Genomic DNA, 15,377 nt, shown 5'->3' on the forward strand with positions numbered 1-15,377 from the left:
TGGACCGCCGCGTTCCGGATCGATCAGAAGTCGACCGCGAGTCCCTTCACCTCCCAGTCGTGGTAGCGCACAGGCTCCAGGCCGCCCCGGCCCATCCGCTCGGGCGCAGCACGGATCGCGGCGGCGCGGGCGTCGATGGCGGCACGGCGTTCGGCCGCCTCGGCCAAAGCCCGCTCCGCCGCGGGGCTGAGCTTGCGCGCGGTCGCCGCGCCATCGGGCACATCATGTCCGTTCGGGTCTTGCATCGCGATCGCTCGGGTGTGAGGGCGTTGGCCTGAGGGCAACGGGTTCAGGAGTTAAAGTGGCATCGCGGGACACAGGCCGCAACACGCGGGTCGAGACGGCGACGGGTGCGACTACGCCCGACAGCGCGGGCCTCGGCGCCCGCCGGGCTGCCATGCAGGTGGTGGCCGAGATGATCGGCCAGCAGCGGCCCCCGGCCCTCGATGAGTCCCTCGCGCTGGCGATCCGGGCCGAAGCGCTGAACCCGGGCGACGCCGCCCTGGCCCGGGCCATCGCGGTGGCGACCTTCCGCCGCTACGGCCTGATCCGGGCCGCCCTGGCCGCCCGGCTGGAGCGCGGCCTGCCGGTCGAGAAGCCGCGGCTCACGGCGCTGCTCGCCACCGCCACCGCCCAGATCCTCGACCTCGCGGTCCCGGACCACGCCGCCGTCGATTGCGCCGTCCGGCTCGCCAAGGGTGACAGCCGGACAACCCATCTCGCCGGCCTCGTCAATGCGGTGCTGCGCCGGGTCGCCCGGGAGCGCGACGCGATCCTGGCCGAATCCGCCGACGCCCTCCGCATCAACACGCCGGCTTGGCTGGCAAGCCGCTGGGCCGCCGCCTACGGGCCGGAGCGGGCGGCCGCCATCGCCCAAGCGCATCTTGCGGGGGCGGCGATCGACCTGACCCCGCGCGGGGATGCGGCCGCCTGGGTCGAGCCGCTCGGCGCGGTGCGATTGCCGACCGGTTCCCTGCGCTTGCCGGAGAACGGCCCGGCGATCCCCGACCTGCCGGGCTTCCAGGAGGGCGCCTGGTGGGTGCAGGACGCCGCCGCGGCGATCCCGGCCCGGCTGCTGGCGCCCGAGCCCGGCACCCGCGTCCTCGACCTCTGCGCCGCCCCCGGTGGGAAGACCATGCAGCTCGCCACCACGGGCGCTCACGTCACCGCCGTCGACCGCTCGGCGCCGCGACTGGAGCGCCTGCGCGAGAACGTCGCCCGGCTCGGCCTCGACGTCACCATCGCGGTGGCCGACGCCCTGGCGCTGGAGGCGCAGGACCACGATGCCGTGCTGCTCGATGCCCCGTGCTCGGCCACCGGCACGATCCGGCGCCACCCGGACGTGGCCTGGACCAAATCGGAGGCCGACATCGCCCGGCTGGCCATCCTTCAGACCAAGCTCCTCGACCACGCGGCCGGGCTGGTCCGTCCGGGCGGCCGGTTGGTCTACTGTACCTGCTCGCTGGAGCCGGAGGAGGGCGAAGCGCAGATCGCGGCCTTCCTCGCCCGCGACAACCGCTACCAGCGCGTGCCGATCCGGCCGGACGAGGTCGGCGGCGCCGCCGAGATTATCGACGGCAACGGCGATCTGCGCACCCTGCCGTGCCACCTCCCCGAGATCCCGGGCGCCCGCGGCGGCCTCGACGGCTTCTTCGCGAGCCGGCTCGAACGGGTGGGATGAGGAGGGGTTGCCGATCGCGGCGTGCGCAAAGGACTGGATGGAGGGCTCCCCCGGGGTCTCGACCGTCCTTGCGGGCGAAGCGAAGCAACCTAGGGCTCCGTGCGCTCCCAGAATGTAGCGGATCCCTGGGTCGCTTCGCTGCGCGCGCAATGACGAGGCCATCCGAGCACACGACATTACCCTTGACAATGTTCCTATTTTGTGCTCATTAGCCGTCACCTGTCCCTCGGTGCTTCGGGCGCGATCCCGCGGCACGCTTCGGGGTCCGTCCGGGGGCTGACCGGCGGGCTCGGGGGATGGGGCGGTGCCCGCGTCGGTGGCTCTCAGCCGCCATCGCCCCGGGCGGCGAACCGATGCGGGGCGTGTCTCGGATGCGGGCGTGAGGTCGGGCGGCAGTTTGCCCGGCGGGGGCGGAAAAATGCTCCCGCGGCGACCCGGGTCTGGGCTGACCCTGAGCAACTTGCGGACCCGCCCACTACGAGGCGGAGGTCGGGTGAGAGACCACGGCGGTGAATACGGGTTCCGGGGGCGTCTCGGCTGCGAAGCGGCTTGGCCGATGGTTTGGCCGAAGGCTTGGCCGTGCAGCTTGGGCGCCATGGGCAGTGACCGCTGGCATTGGAGTCGCAGGATCGGGGCGCTGACAAGACATCGCGACGAGAAAGACGGCAGCGGCCGGGGGTGATGCCCGGCCGGTGCCGCGGGTCGCCGCGGGGATCGGATCCCGCGCGTATCTGGCCGACACCTGGGTCCCCGCGGCGTCCCGCGTCCCTCGTGGTTGGTTTCTTGGGCCATGCCCCCGGCGCCGCGAGGCGGGTGGGGACGATGACGCGTGTGCGGGTGCGGCATCCTGTCTGGCGGAATCGCGCTGCAAAATGCACGGCCCCTGAACCCTTCGCGGGAATCGGCCGTTTAGGTCCCGGTCTGCGCGCCCGCAGGCTTGAGCCGATTGCCGGAGGTGACGAACGCCGGGCATGGAAGAGCAGGTTCGATGGAACAGCCCGACGCCTGGCACCAGACCGACCGGCTCGATACCGAACACGGCAAGGGCGATCCGTTCGCCGCCGCAGTCCGCGCCACGCGGATGGCCATGATCATCACCAACCCGCGCCTGCCCGACAACCCGATCGTCTTCGCCAACGACGCGTTCCTGCGGATGAGCGGCTACGAGCGCGCGGACGTGCTCGGCCGCAATTGCCGCTTCCTCCAGGGCGAGCAGACCGATCGCGGCGCCGTGGCGCTGATCCGCGAAGCCGTGCTGGCGCAGCGCGACATCGCCATCGACGTGCTGAACTACCGCAAGGACGGGGCGCCGTTCTGGAATGCCCTGTATCTCAGCCCGGTCGCCAACGAGGCCGGCGAGGTGCTGTTCTTCTTCGCCTCGCAGCTCGACGTCACCGACCGGGTGGATGCGCATCTGCGGGTCCAGCAGGAGAAGGACCATTTCGAGGCCGAGGTCGCCCGCCGGACCCGGGACCTGACCGAGGCTCTGGCGACGCAGACCATGCTGGTTCACGAGGTCGATCACCGGGTCAAGAACAACCTCCAGATGATCGCGGCCCTGCTCGCCATGCAGACCAAGGCGATCACCGACCCCGCGGCGCGCACCGCCATGGAGGCGATGCTGACCCGCGTGGAGGCCCTCGGCACGGTCCACCGCCGGCTCTACCAATCCAACAATGTCGAGCGCTTCGACGTCGCCGAATTCGCCCGCGACCTCGCCACCGACTTGGTCCGCGGCTCGGGCCTCGACCGCATCCGCCTGCACCTGGACCTTGAGACGGTGGAGATCCCGGTCGCCAAGGCCCCGCCGGTGGCGCTGATGATGAACGAGCTGATCACCAATGCGCTCAAGCACGCCTTCCCGGACAACCGGGCCGGCCGGCTGTCCGTGACGGTGGCGCCGGACGAGCGTTACTTCACCATCAAGATCGTCGACGACGGGGTCGGCATGCCGGTGCAGGTCATGGAGCAGCGCTCGTTCGGCAAGCGGCTGATCGGCACCCTGTGCCGTCAGCTCAATGCCAGCATCGCCTGGCAGGCGAACGACCCGGGCACGATCGTCAACGTCCGCTTGCCCCGCGAGATGGCGACCGGTCTGGAGGCCTCATGAGCGAGCCGATGCGCATCCTCGTCGTCGAGGACGAAGCCCTGATCCTGATGCAGATCGAGATGATGCTGGAAGAGGCCGGCTATCGTGTCGTGGGCACCGCCATGACGGCGACCGAGGCCATCGCCCTGGTCCACGAGACCCGGCCCGAACTGGTCCTGATCGATCTGCGCCTCGGCGACGATTCCTCGGGGGTGGACGTGGCGCATGCGGTACGCGCCATCGGCGGCATCACGGCCGCGTTCATGACCGCCAACGCCCGGGCCCTCTCGGACGACCTGGAGGGCGCCACGGCGGTGATCGCCAAGCCGTTCACCGGCACAGTGCTGGAGGAATCCCTGGCCTATCTCGAGGATTGCGTCCGCCGGCCGCCCCCGGCCGAGCTGGTGCCGACGGGGATGCGTTTGGCCCCGGCCCTGCTCAAGACCTTCGCCCAGATGCGGGCCTGAAGCCTGCTCTCGACAGACCGACCGCCCTGGCTAGAGTGCCGGCCATGCCACGCTTCGCCGTTCCACGCCCGTTTCTTGCCGCCCTCGCGGGTCTGCTGCTCCTGCCCGGTGCCGCACGGGCGGAACCGTGCGACGACCTCGCCCGCCAGATCGCCGGGGCGATCGGCGGCAAGGTCGGGAAGCGCTCCGGGCCGAGCATCGACATCCGCCTGGCCGGACCGATCCGGTTCGACGTGACCTGCCGGGCCGAGCCGATCGTGCAGGCCACCTCCGCAGAGCCCGCCCCCTCGGCGGCCTTCTTCCGCGACCTTGCGACAGCCTCCGAGATCCTGATCGGCGAGCCGGCCGCCCGGGTCGAGTCGATCATCGCCGACGCCTACCGGACCGCCCTGGCGGAGCGCCGCAAGTCCTTCATCCAGCAGAGCGGCTGGTCGGCCTCCTGCTATACGGACCCCGGCAGCAGCACGATGCGCACCCTCTGCTCGGTCGGGCGCATTCCGCCCCGCTGAGGCCGGCTTGACCGACGCTCTGGCCGGTTCGATCCCGGCGTCAAAGAGCCGGACGGAGTCGACCCTGACGGAGTGACCCGCGGCGCGCGCCGCTCGATCGTCACCAAAGCCTCCGGGCGTTCGTCGTCTCTCGGCCGGGCTCCAAAGATCGGCCGGGCAAAGTCTGCGCCCGCACCACGCTGGCGCGGGCGCAGGGCTGATCAATACTCGATCACGTCCTCGAGCGCGTAGTGCTTCACGGTCTTCCGGTTGGCGATCAGTTCGTCGACGGTCGGCTCGCCCTTCAGGGCGCGGGCGATGGCGAGTTTCGTCGCCTCATAGTTCGTCCGGTACAGGTCCTTGCGGTCGAGATTGTCGTCCTCGGCGCAGCGGGGGTCGAGCCAGATCATGATGATCATGCACAGCTCGTCGAGCCCGTCTTTCGGCAGAACGCCCTCGATGATGCAATCCACGATCGCGTCGCCGGTGGCGGCCTGGACGACGCCACCGAGCAGCTCGACATACTCGGCGGTGTGGATCGTCGCCTTGGTGGTCATCATCGTGGCCGGGCGCACCAGCTGGTTGAGATCGCGCACCACGAACATCCGGGTATGGCCCTGGACCTGCCCCATCATCGAGGCGAAGGCCTGACCCACCGGCCCGCGCACCGAGCCGATCAGCACCTCGGGCATCGCATCGGTGTACTGCCCTTCGGCCGCCAGCACCGTGGCCTCGCCCGTGCGGAACCAGATCTCTTGCATGTGTCGCGACTCCCCGTGTCAGGTCGCCCGGGGGAGACATCATCGGGGCGGCGGCGTCAATCGGTTCAGAGCAGGCCGACCCCGTCGAGGACGCCGACCATCGCGAACGCCACGGTCAGGCCGGACACGCTGTAGACCACCCATTTGTAGGCGCCCCGCACCCGCCGATCCTCCGGAAGGGCCCGGGTGGCCAGCAGGATCAGAAGGCCTAGCGCCAGCGGCAGCAGCAGCGCGTTCATCACCTCCACGGCGATGTTGAGCGCCACGAGATTCGTCACCAGCTCGACGGCGACCGCCCCCGCCACGACCACCAGCGCGAAGGCACCGTAGAAGACCGGCGCCTCGCGGGGCGACTGTTCGAGGGAATGCGGCCGGCCGGTCACGTCGCCGAAGCCCCAGGCAAGCGCCAGCGCGACGACGTTGAGGGCCACGAACGCGGCCGCGACGATGCCCACCCCGAACACCACCTGCCCGAGCCAGGGGCCGAGCGCGGGCGTGAAGGCGCCGGCCAGGTCACCCACGGTCTCCAGGCCGTTCTTGGTCCCCTGCCCGGCCTGACCGATCGTTGCGGCGGCCGCGATCAGGATCGCGCCCATCACGCATTGGGAGACCACGGCCCCCACGAAGGTGTCGAGCCGCGCGTTCCGGGCATGGTCCCAGCCGAGGCCTTTGTCGACGATCGCCGATTGCTGGTAGAAGATCATCCACGGCATGATGACCGCGCCGATATTGGCGGCGATCAGCACCCGGTAGGAGCTGTTCCCGAGGGGGATGTGGGCAAAGGAGGCGACGATGTCGCCCGGGTTCGGCCGGGCCACGACGGCGAGCCCGATAAAGACGAGTTCGAACAGCCCGACTGCGATCGCCACGACCTCGACGCGCCGGTAGCCCCCGGTGAACACCAGCCCGAGAAGCAGGGCAACGGGCAGTCCGAGGCTTGCGATTCGCGGCACCCCGAACAGGTCGCCGATCCCGGCAATGCCGGAGAACTCGGTGACGATCGCTCCGACCCCGGCGATCACGAGGCCGGTATACGAGACCCAGGCCCAGACCGGCCCGTAATGCGCGCGGATCAGCTCTCCGTGGCCACGACCGGTCGCGGTCCCCAGGCGGACCGTCAGCTCCTGAACGATGTACAGGATTGGTACGAGCAGGATCTGCAGCAGCAGCAGGGAGTAACCCCACCGGGCACCACTCTGTGCCGCCGTTATGAGGCTGCCGACATCCGTATCGGCGAGCATCACGACGAGACCGGGGCCGGCGGTCTTGAGGAAGGTGGACAGGCGAGGCAGGGAAGCGGCGTTCGGCACGGCTCAGGAACAGTCCCGAGCGAGGGCCGTTCCGGCGGGAGCCTGCGGCGTTTTTTCAGGTCCGGCGGGCGGGAGAGAAGTGATGGCGGAGAGCACGGATCGAGGAGGCGGCTGGAGCCTTCAGGCGAGCGCCGTGCCGGACGGGGTGCGGCTCGAACTGGCCTTGGCCGATCTCGGCGGCGGCCCGGTTACGGCAGCGATCGTGCTGGATCGGTCGGAGGCCCGCGCCTTCGCCCGAGCCCTGCTGGCTGCCGCCGGCGACGCGGCCGAGCGCACCTTTCCCAAGCCCGGCTCTTGACGATCGATCTCAGGCCGGGCGCCGCTGGCTCGGATCCCTATTGGACGAAGCCCGGATTGCGGCCGGGCAATCGCGGCACCACCGTGCCCCGCTTCTCGATCGGCCCGTCGCAGGCATAGGCGAATTCGCTCTTCTGCGGATCGAACACGGTCTCGCCGGTGATCCGGCAATCCTCGCGCACGGTCTCGTCGAGATAGGCACGGGCAGCGGTGCGAAACCGCGTCACCCGGCTTGCCGCCGGATCGGGATCGATCCGCACGTCGCTCAGGTTGCAGCCGGCATATTCCCGCAGGGCGTTGGAGACGATCAGCATCCGGCGGATCTGCCGATTGTCGTAGACTTCGTAGGGTTCCTTGCAGCCGATGGTCACGACCTGCGGCGTGAGTGCGACGTAGTTCCGCGAGATATACGAGAACCCGGTGGTGCAGCCGGCCAGCCCCAGGCCGACGGTCACCAAGCCGATGGGCAGCAGAGCCGCGCGCCGTCGCATCCTCGTCATCCCAAGCCCAATTCCAGCCCCGTCGCGAAGCCGACGCCCGGCGGAAGCACCGTGGTGCATTGAAACGGCCCCGCTTGACCAGTCAATGCGTTTGTCGCCCCGAACGGCTTGGCGCACGCAAGCGGTCCGCGTTGTTGCGACGGGCCATTGGATGGCGCAGCCTCAGTCGCCGAACGCATCGCCAACCAGACGATGCACGTAACGGAACGCCTCCGTCGCCCCGGCTGCGGCGCGTGCCTCGCCGTCGGCCGCGAGCGCGATCCGGTCGAGGGCCGTCGTGAATTGCCGCCAGTGCAGCCCCCGGCCATCCGGATGCCCGGCGAGGTGGCGGGCGCCGTGGGTCTCTGAAAGGCCGAGCTTCCGGGCTTCCTTGAGCAGGATGGCCGCGCCGAGATTCGAGCCTTCGGCGACATAGAGCCAACCGAGGCCGGCCGCGGGATCGATCGCGTCCCCGCGCGGCCCGGGCTCGTCGAGGACCCGGCCGGTTACGTCGCACAGGTCCTGCGTGATCAGCGCAAGACGGCGCCTTCCGTCGAGGTCGGGCAGGACGGGCCCGAGCGCGCCGTCGTGATAGAGCGGATCGACCCGTGCGTGAAAGCGGTATTGGACCTGGAGGAACAGCGCGTACCGCTCGAGACTCGCGAAAGGCTGGCCCGCCATGACGCGCCGGTCGAGCTGATCATGGGCCGCCGCGGTCGCAGACCGCAGGCGCTTTACGCGGCTACCTGCTTCGACCGTATCGGATGTTGAAACGTCCATGCGACCCATGTCTTGCATTCGGCACCCGGTCATCCACCGTGGTCGAGGCGCATTCTGCCCAGGTTGAGGGGGCCCTTGCCGTCCGGCGCGAACCTTCATAGCGTTCCGACTATCCGATGCGATTCAGGTCACCGTGAGGCCGAGTGGCAGACTGCGCAGGCTCGCGCGTCGGAGCGCCCCGGCCCATCAAGCTTGGCCGGATGAGGCTTGCAGAACACTTGCGGAACGTTTAACGTGTTCGTGATTTGTTTCTGAGGCCGCGTCGATGCGGTCCGCCAAGCCGCGAGTCCCCCGTCGATGCTCACGCGCAAGCAATTGGACCTCCTGCGTTTCATTCAGAGCCGCATGCAGGAATGCGGCGTCCCTCCCTCGTTCGACGAGATGAAGGATGCCCTCGATCTGAAGTCCAAGTCGGGCATCCACCGGCTGATCACGGCCCTGGAGGAGCGCGGCTTCCTGCGGCGCCTGCCGAACCGGGCTCGGGCCATCGAGGTGATCCGCATCCCAGAGAGCCTGTCCCAGCCTGCCGCGCCGCCCGCAGAGCCCCGCCGCTTCACCCCCAGCGTGGTCGAAGGCGGCAAGTCCAAGCTGCCGGCCCAGCCCCCGACAACCCGGATGATCGACGACGGCGGACGCGCCATCTCGATTCCCGTGATGGGCCGGATCGCGGCCGGTACGCCGGTCTCGGCGATCCAGAACCAGAGCCACGCCATCACCATGTCGCCGGACTTCCTGGCCGGTGGCGAGCATTACGCCCTCGAAGTGCGTGGCGACTCGATGGTCGATGCCGGCATCCTCGACGGCGACCTCGTGGTGATCCGCAAGCAGGACACGGCCAACACCGGCGACATCATCGTGGCCTTGATCGACGACGAGGAGGCCACGCTGAAGCGCCTGCGCCGTCGCGGCTCCTCGATCGCCCTGGAGGCCGCCAACCCGGCTTACGAGACCCGCGTTCTGGGTCCCGACCGCGTCCAGATCCAGGGCCGGCTCGTCAGCCTCGTCCGCCGCTACTGAAGGGGCTCGGCCGGGACGTCGCCGGGGGTGGCATCGCCGCTGGCTGCGTCCGCCGTCGCTGGGATGGGGTCGCCGGGGCCCGCAGGCGGCTCCGGGCGCGGCGGCGGCGATGCCCCGGCCGTGGATGAAGGCCGCCACGGCATCGCGCGTCCTTGGCCACTTGCATAGCGTGCCGTGAACCCCGCGTGTTCGGCCCGAAGGGCGACAGCGCCATGGACGGCGAGAACACGCCGGTCGATCACCAGCGGCCCCGTGCAGGTCGGTGGGGCGGTAAGCCGTGTGATCAGCACGGCTGCCCGGGCGCAATCCTCCGCGAAAGCGCGCCGATCGCGGACCAGGGCGACGGCGCGCCCATCCGGCAGGCGCGTGGTGCATCCGAGCCTGTCGCATTGGCCGCCCTTCGCGGCACCGCCAATCACCGCTTTGGCCGGCCGGCCGTCGCCATCCGCCTTCAGCCATTGTTCCAGCACGAAGGCAGAGGGGCTGCCCAGCACCGACAGAGAACCGTTCGGTCCGCGGATGGCTGCGCCGCCACCCTGCCGGTCGATGTAGAGGTCGAAGCGCTCCGGCATCGCGGCGAGGCCGAGCCCGAGCAGGGCGGGCGGAAGGGCGAGCCAGCGCAGCCGTGAGACCGGGAGGGTCGCCAGGAGCAGCCCGGCCGCCAGCAGCGCCAGCGCGCCGGTGCCGAAGGCCGGCAGCACCAGCGTGGCGCGATCGAAGCCGGCGATCCATTCGGAGATCGCCAGCATGCCGCCCACCGCCTGCCCCATCAGCCACCAGACGGGTCGGTCGAGGGCGAAGGGATAGGCCAGGATCCCGATCACCGCCGCGGGCATCACCACCAGCGATACGAGCGGCAGGGTCAGGGCATTGCCGATCAGCCCGAACGGCTGGATCGTCTGGAAATGATAGGTGGCAAACGGCGCGGTGGCGATCTGCGCCACCAGCGTCGTCGCCAGGGTGCCGACCACGGCCGAGAGGCCCGAACCGACGATCCGCTCGACCCGCCCTGCCCCGGGGCGGCGGAACAGCCGTCCGTCGATCAGCCGGGCGCAGGCGATCAGCCCGGCCACCGCCCCGAACGACATCTGGAAGCTCGGTCCGAGCAGCCCCTCCGGCTCCCGCGCCAGGGCGATCAGGGCGGCCAGCGCAAGGTTGCGCATCGACAGGGCCGGCCGGTCGACCAGGATCGCCCCCAGCATGATCAGGGTCATGATCAGCGAGCGCTCGGCGGCGATGTCCCAGCCCGAGAAGGCGCAATAGGCGGTCACCCCCAGCATCGCGAACCCGGCGGCGATCTTCTTGATCGGCCAGACGAGCGCGCAATACGGCACCAGGGCGAGCAGCGCCCGCACCAGCCAGAACACCACGCCGGCGGCCAGCACCATGTGGAGCCCGGAGATGGAGACGACATGCTTGCGTGTTTACCGGCAACCGCCTAGCACTGGCAAGAGGTACGAGGCCAGGGAACGGCATGGAACGTTGGGGCACTCAGGCGGCGGAGGCCAAGCCGGCCCTGGCGTTCTCGTATCTTCGGCTGAGCTCGAAGCGTCAGGCGAACGCCGACGACCGTAAGAAGTACCGCGACGGCTTCCGACGCCAGGTGGACCTTCGAGACCGGTACCTCGCCCAGAACCCACACCTTACGCTCGACACCCGCCTCAACCTGCACGACATCGGGGTGTCCGGATTCCGAGGAGCCAACGCGGTCAACGGGCAGCTCGGCCTGTTCCTCGCCGAGATCGAGGCTGGCAGGATCCCCAGGGGCAGCTACCTGCTGGTTGAGAGTCTCGACCGGATGTCCAGGCAACAGGTCAACCGGGCCCTTGCCGTCCTCCTCGCGATCGTCAACGCGGGCATCGTCGTCGTGTCCCTCGTGGACAAGCAGGAGTTCCGCGAGGACGCACCCGCCGACCAGTTCCTCATCTCCATCATGAGCCTGTCACGGGCCCACGAGGAATCCGTGATGAAGTCGTTTCGGCTTCGGGAGACCTGGGAGCGCAAGCGCGGCAAGGCCTCGACGGAGCGGCTGACCGATCGCGTGCCGGCGTGGCTCACGGTGATCGACGGGAAGATCGGACCGAACGGCAGGAGGCCGGACGTCGTCCGGGAGATCTTCGGTTATCTCGCCGACGGATGGGGACGGGACAGGATCGCGGCGCTCCTCAATCGGCGGGGCGAGGAACCGTGGGGCCATGGGGCCCGGTGGCACGGCGGGACGGTCCAGAAGCTCACCGACAGCCGCGCCGTCATCGGGGAGTTCCAGCCCCACCGCCTGATATACGTCGAGCGAAAGGGCGCGATGGTCCCCAGGCGGGTCCCCGTGGGCGACCCGATCGCCGACTACTACCCGCGCGTCGTCGACGAGGATCTCTGGGCGCGGGCGCGGGGCGTCGCGGTCAAGCGCAGGTTGGGCAAGGCGCCGAACGCGGGTGGGCGCCTCGGCACGGTGGTCTCCAACCTCTTCGGGATGGTCGCCACGTGCGGGTCGTGCGGGTCGGCGATGAACTTCAGGGACCGGGGGCCGCGGTCGCACACCGTCCTGCGCTGCTCGGCCGAGCGCGGCGGCGATTGCCACAACGCCTATCGCGTGCCGTACCAGGACACGGAGAACGCGATCCTGTCTTGGCTGGTCCGCCTGGATCTGTCCGGGGGCGTCCCCGGAGAGCGCGCCAAGATCGACGAGGCCATCCGCACGAAGGTCGCCCGGCGGGACTCCCTCCTGTCGGAGGGTGACGAGGTTGCCGCCCGGATCGGCGCGGGCAGCCGCTTCGGCGCGCGGGCCATCGCACGCATCGAGGCCGAGCTCGCCGAGATCGAGCCCGAGATCGTCACCCTGAAGGATCGGCTCATCGCGCTGGATGCCGCCGGTAGGCGGGACGAGCGCGAGATGGCGGTGGCCGCGCTGCTGGGCTTCGACGAGGGGGATCTCGACCCCGACGAGGCCCGGGAACGGCGGTTCGCCCTGCGGTCCCGAATCCGCCAGGTCATCCGCGAAAGCTTCACGTCGATGCGGTGCATGCCGGACGGTCACGTGGAGATCGGGACGATCGATGGCCGGCATCACCTCTTCCGCGATGGGTATTGGTGGTGCGAGGAGGCCATCTACTGGGTGCCGTGGGCCGGATCGATGTTCGGCATGGGCCACTACGCGACGAAGGCGGAACTCGCACGGCGCCGCGCATGGCTCGACGAGGCCGAGAAGGTCAACGAACCGCGTCGACGCGCTGCCGGCATGAAGGGTGTCTGACGGCCGCTCGCGCGGGTCGGCATGCGTATCGGGGCGATGCGCCGCCGGCGCCGCGCACCCACGCCGCGAGCGAGGCGATCCCCGCTCCGTCGAGCCATCCGGTCCCGCGGGCCCGGTCACCACCCTCGACGCATGAACTCCTCGATGTCGCGGGATGACAGGATGCGCTCGGTCCCTTCCCAGTCGAGGCCGTCGTCGTCGGCGACGTCCTTCCAGTAGCGCCGTTCGAGCGGGGGCCTGATGGCCTCCACCCGCGTCGGGAACAGGCGCACGGCGTCGCGATCCTGGAGCACCGCATCGACCCAGTCGTCCTCGAAGGAGTCGGGCAACTGGCCCAGCACCTTGAAGATGTCCGCGAACCGGCTGGACAACGCGCCGTACACGTCGTCCTCGCAGGTCCCGGCGTAGCGAAGGTTGGCGACGTGCACCTCGGGGCGCGCCTGACCGATGCGCTGGATACGCCCCTTGCGCTGCTCCAGCCGGGACGGGTTCCAGGGAAGGTCGACGTTGACCTGCGAGCCGAGCCTCTGCAGGTTCAGGCCCTCGCACGCGGCGTCGGTCGCGGCGACGAGCTTGATGTCGCCGGTCCTGACGAGCTCCTTGATGACGTTGCGATCGGTCCGGCGCCGCTCCCGGCCATGCAGGACGAACGAGCGACCGCCGCCGGCGTAAACCGCCACCGGCTGGTGCGGGAACCGCGCCGCCAAGCCGTCCGCCACGAACTCGGCGGTGTCGAAGAACTGGCTGAACGCGATCATGCCGTGATCGGCAAGCCAGCGGTTGTCGTCGAGGTAACGGATGACGACCTCGACCTTGGGGTCGGGGCGGGACCTGTCCCTGACCGCCCGAAGGTTGTCCTCGACCTCGCGCAAGGCGGCGATCTCGTCCGGCGTCAGCGTGGCCGTCTCGCGGTCGCCCGCGTAGAGATCCTCGTCGTCCTGCGCGATAGAAAGGCCCGAGGCCGGCCCGGCCAAGAGTTTCTGGGTCGTCGCCAGGCCGGCCGCCACGGACGAGCCGATCCGGCGCAGCAGGATTGTCTTCATGAAGCCCGCCGCGGGCCGCTGGCGCGCGTAGAGCTTGCAGAACCGGATCGCGGCGTCATAGGCCTGCCGGAAGGCGAAGCCCATCTCCAGCCCCTCTCCGGTGAACAGCTCGGCGGGCAGTCCGTCCTGTGGCCTAGGGTGCACGACCACGCCAATACGGGGCAGGAGCCCGGCCTGTTCTAGCATCGGCCGCGACCGCCGGATGACGCGACGAATGATCGGGTTCGTCTGTTCGACCAGTTGCGCGAAGTCGACCTTGACCTGCCCTTTCTGCGCGCGGGATAGGTCCTCGTACCTTGGGCCATCCACGCGATCGTCGGCCATGCCATGGGTTCGCCGGACGTTGCGATAGAGGGCGTGCTCCGACGCCGGCGGTAGCGGGTTGCGCAACAGTCCCCACCGTTCGGTCGGGTCTTCCGGCCAGGGGCGGACGCCCATCAGGTATTCGATCGAGGTGTCCGAAATCCAGGATCGGCTGCCCTCCTTGCCGAGCACGTGCCTGGTTCCCTTCGCCAGCATCGCGACGAGGTCGTGTAACTCGCTGGCCCGCAACTGGATGGGCGTGGCGGTACCGATGATGACGTGTTCGGCGTTCGCCGCCACACGCTCCATGAATTCGAGCAGCCGCTTGGGCCCCGTCCGCTTCCCGTCCTTGCCGGGGCGATCGGCTCGCGCCTTGTGAGCCTCGTCGAGAAGCACCACGCCGAAGCGCTTGTCACGCAGGTGCTTCAGCTCGGCGTCGTCGTCGCCGCTGACGACCAGTCCCGTCGAGACGATACCGATACGCATCGGGCAGCGCGCGACGGCGCTCGGGTCCCCCCTCGGCGAAATCGGGAACTCCTTCGCGTCCAGCCACTGCTTCCGGTTAGTAGACCAGATCGCGGAGGGGAGCCCAAGCATGTCCTCCAGCTCGGTCTGCCACTGGCGCGTCAGTGTTGCCGGCGCGAGGATCAGGACTCCTCCGTCCGACAGGAGGGACAGCACCAGGGCAGCGGCCCCCATGGACAGCGTCTTGCCGAGGCCGACGTCGTCGGCGATCAGGAACCGCGCCTTGCCGTACAGCCGCTGGTCGTCGACGCACGCCTGCACGAACCGCTTTTGCCATGGGCGGAGGATCTGTCCGGCCCTATAGACAGGCCGCTCGACCAGCGCCGCGGCCGGATCGATCAAACCGCCAGCCGCGCGAGCGGCCTCGATGGACGCGTATTCCATCCGATTTGATACGGCCCCGATGTGCTCCACCACGGCGTCCGGCAGGTCGATGCCCAGTGCCCAGAAATGATCGAACTCCTCGCGCACCCACGCCGTCGCCTCGGGGGCCTCGTCCTCCCAGACCAGCTCGTAGGAGTGCAGCAGCCCGGTGGCGCTCTCGTTCATCGAGCCGACGAAGGCCGTGGATCCGCCGTCGCGGAACTCCATGATCCCGGCCTTGCCGTGCACGAACACGCCGGTACCGTCCCGGGGGACGACTCGGACTTTCATGCGCCCGGATCTGAGGAAGTCGTGGAGGAGGCTGTACCGGTCCTTTGCGAGCAGCTCGCCGATGCTCGACTGGTCGGACATCCACGCGGCGACGAGGGCGCGCGAGACTGCCTGCGATCCCTCCGCCGAGGCCTTGGCTACGCGGACGTCGTTGGGATCGACTTCGGCGTTGCAGACGACGAGGATCTCGTCCACCCCGGCCATCTCCTCGCTCACCAGCTCTAGGAGCGAGG

13 protein-coding genes and 1 pseudogene are annotated in these 15,377 nt (G+C 69.6%); 7 read left to right on the forward strand and 7 right to left on the reverse strand.

From position 1 onward, the window contains the following. Positions 1–23: 23 nt before the first annotated feature. Positions 24–245, reverse strand: coding sequence for a DUF1674 domain-containing protein (locus MKK65_RS10495; protein ID WP_243957535.1), 222 nt, complete (start codon positions 243–245; stop codon positions 24–26). 56 nt (positions 246–301) lie between these two features. Here MKK65_RS10495 and MKK65_RS10500 point away from each other — a divergent pair, with 56 nt between their 5' ends. From MKK65_RS10500 to MKK65_RS10515, 4 genes are all read left to right on the forward strand, one after another. After that, entirely contained in the window at positions 302–1,681 is a 1,380-nt protein-coding gene (locus MKK65_RS10500) for an RsmB/NOP family class I SAM-dependent RNA methyltransferase (protein WP_313902034.1), read from the forward strand. 988 nt (positions 1,682–2,669) lie between these two features. Next, a complete protein-coding gene (locus MKK65_RS10505; RefSeq protein WP_058193282.1) occupies positions 2,670–3,791 on the forward strand; it encodes a histidine kinase dimerization/phosphoacceptor domain -containing protein in 1,122 nt (373 codons plus the stop codon). Continuing rightward, positions 3,788–4,237 (forward strand): response regulator, encoded by a 450-nt coding sequence (locus MKK65_RS10510; RefSeq protein WP_243957536.1) that lies wholly within the window; start codon positions 3,788–3,790, stop codon positions 4,235–4,237. Before MKK65_RS10505 ends, MKK65_RS10510 begins: the two co-directional genes overlap by 4 nt. Positions 4,238–4,281: 44 nt before the next feature. After that, a complete protein-coding gene (locus MKK65_RS10515) occupies positions 4,282–4,746 on the forward strand; it encodes a hypothetical protein (RefSeq protein WP_243957537.1) in 465 nt (154 codons plus the stop codon). Positions 4,747–4,946: 200 nt separating this feature from the next. Here the strand turns inward: MKK65_RS10515 and fae are convergent, their stop codons facing one another. Further along, positions 4,947–5,486 carry a formaldehyde-activating enzyme gene (gene fae / locus MKK65_RS10520; RefSeq protein ID WP_007560667.1) on the reverse strand — a complete coding sequence of 180 codons (540 nt, stop codon included), beginning with the start codon at positions 5,484–5,486 and terminating at the stop codon, positions 4,947–4,949. Between the two features lie 65 nt (positions 5,487–5,551). After that, positions 5,552–6,796, reverse strand: a complete 1,245-nt coding sequence (locus MKK65_RS10525) for an NRAMP family divalent metal transporter (protein WP_243957538.1) — start codon at positions 6,794–6,796, stop codon at positions 5,552–5,554. Positions 6,797–6,878: 82 nt separating this feature from the next. Here MKK65_RS10525 and MKK65_RS10530 point away from each other — a divergent pair, with 82 nt between their 5' ends. After that, complete coding sequence (locus MKK65_RS10530) at positions 6,879–7,094, forward strand: hypothetical protein (RefSeq protein WP_243957539.1); 216 nt, start codon at positions 6,879–6,881, stop codon at positions 7,092–7,094. 37 nt (positions 7,095–7,131) lie between these two features. Here MKK65_RS10530 and MKK65_RS10535 read toward each other — a convergent pair whose 3' ends face one another. Both MKK65_RS10535 and MKK65_RS10540 read right to left on the reverse strand, forming a co-directional pair. Beyond that, the gene (locus MKK65_RS10535; RefSeq protein ID WP_243957540.1) at positions 7,132–7,584 is read right to left on the reverse strand and encodes a hypothetical protein; all 453 of its coding nucleotides are present in this window, start codon (positions 7,582–7,584) and stop codon (positions 7,132–7,134) included. Positions 7,585–7,755: 171 nt separating this feature from the next. Beyond that, positions 7,756–8,253, reverse strand: coding sequence for a biliverdin-producing heme oxygenase (locus tag MKK65_RS10540; protein ID WP_243957542.1), 498 nt, complete (start codon positions 8,251–8,253; stop codon positions 7,756–7,758). A gap of 396 nt (positions 8,254–8,649) precedes the next feature. Here MKK65_RS10540 and lexA point away from each other — a divergent pair, with 396 nt between their 5' ends. Further along, on the forward strand, positions 8,650–9,369 hold the full coding sequence (gene lexA / locus MKK65_RS10545) for a transcriptional repressor LexA (RefSeq protein ID WP_058193289.1): 720 nt from the start codon (positions 8,650–8,652) through the stop codon (positions 9,367–9,369). Here the strand turns inward: lexA and MKK65_RS10550 are convergent. Continuing rightward, a pseudogene (locus MKK65_RS10550) lies at positions 9,363–10,784 on the reverse strand (ComEC/Rec2 family competence protein); the annotation flags it as partial. The gene lexA and the pseudogene MKK65_RS10550 sit on opposite strands and share 7 nt — an antisense overlap. A 59-nt stretch (positions 10,785–10,843) precedes the next feature. Between MKK65_RS10550 and MKK65_RS10555 the strand changes: the two are divergent. Then, a complete protein-coding gene (locus tag MKK65_RS10555; RefSeq protein WP_243957544.1) occupies positions 10,844–12,619 on the forward strand; it encodes a recombinase family protein in 1,776 nt (591 codons plus the stop codon). A 116-nt stretch (positions 12,620–12,735) separates the two neighbouring features. On the opposite strand, the gene MKK65_RS10560 is transcribed toward MKK65_RS10555, so the two are convergent. Further along, positions 12,736–15,348 carry a helicase-related protein gene (locus tag MKK65_RS10560; RefSeq protein ID WP_409565407.1) on the reverse strand — a complete coding sequence of 871 codons (2,613 nt, stop codon included), beginning with the start codon at positions 15,346–15,348 and terminating at the stop codon, positions 12,736–12,738. Positions 15,349–15,377 lie beyond the last annotated feature (29 nt).

It is taken from the genome of Methylobacterium sp. J-001, assembly GCF_022829565.1.
Classification (GTDB): domain Bacteria; phylum Pseudomonadota; class Alphaproteobacteria; order Rhizobiales; family Beijerinckiaceae; genus Methylobacterium.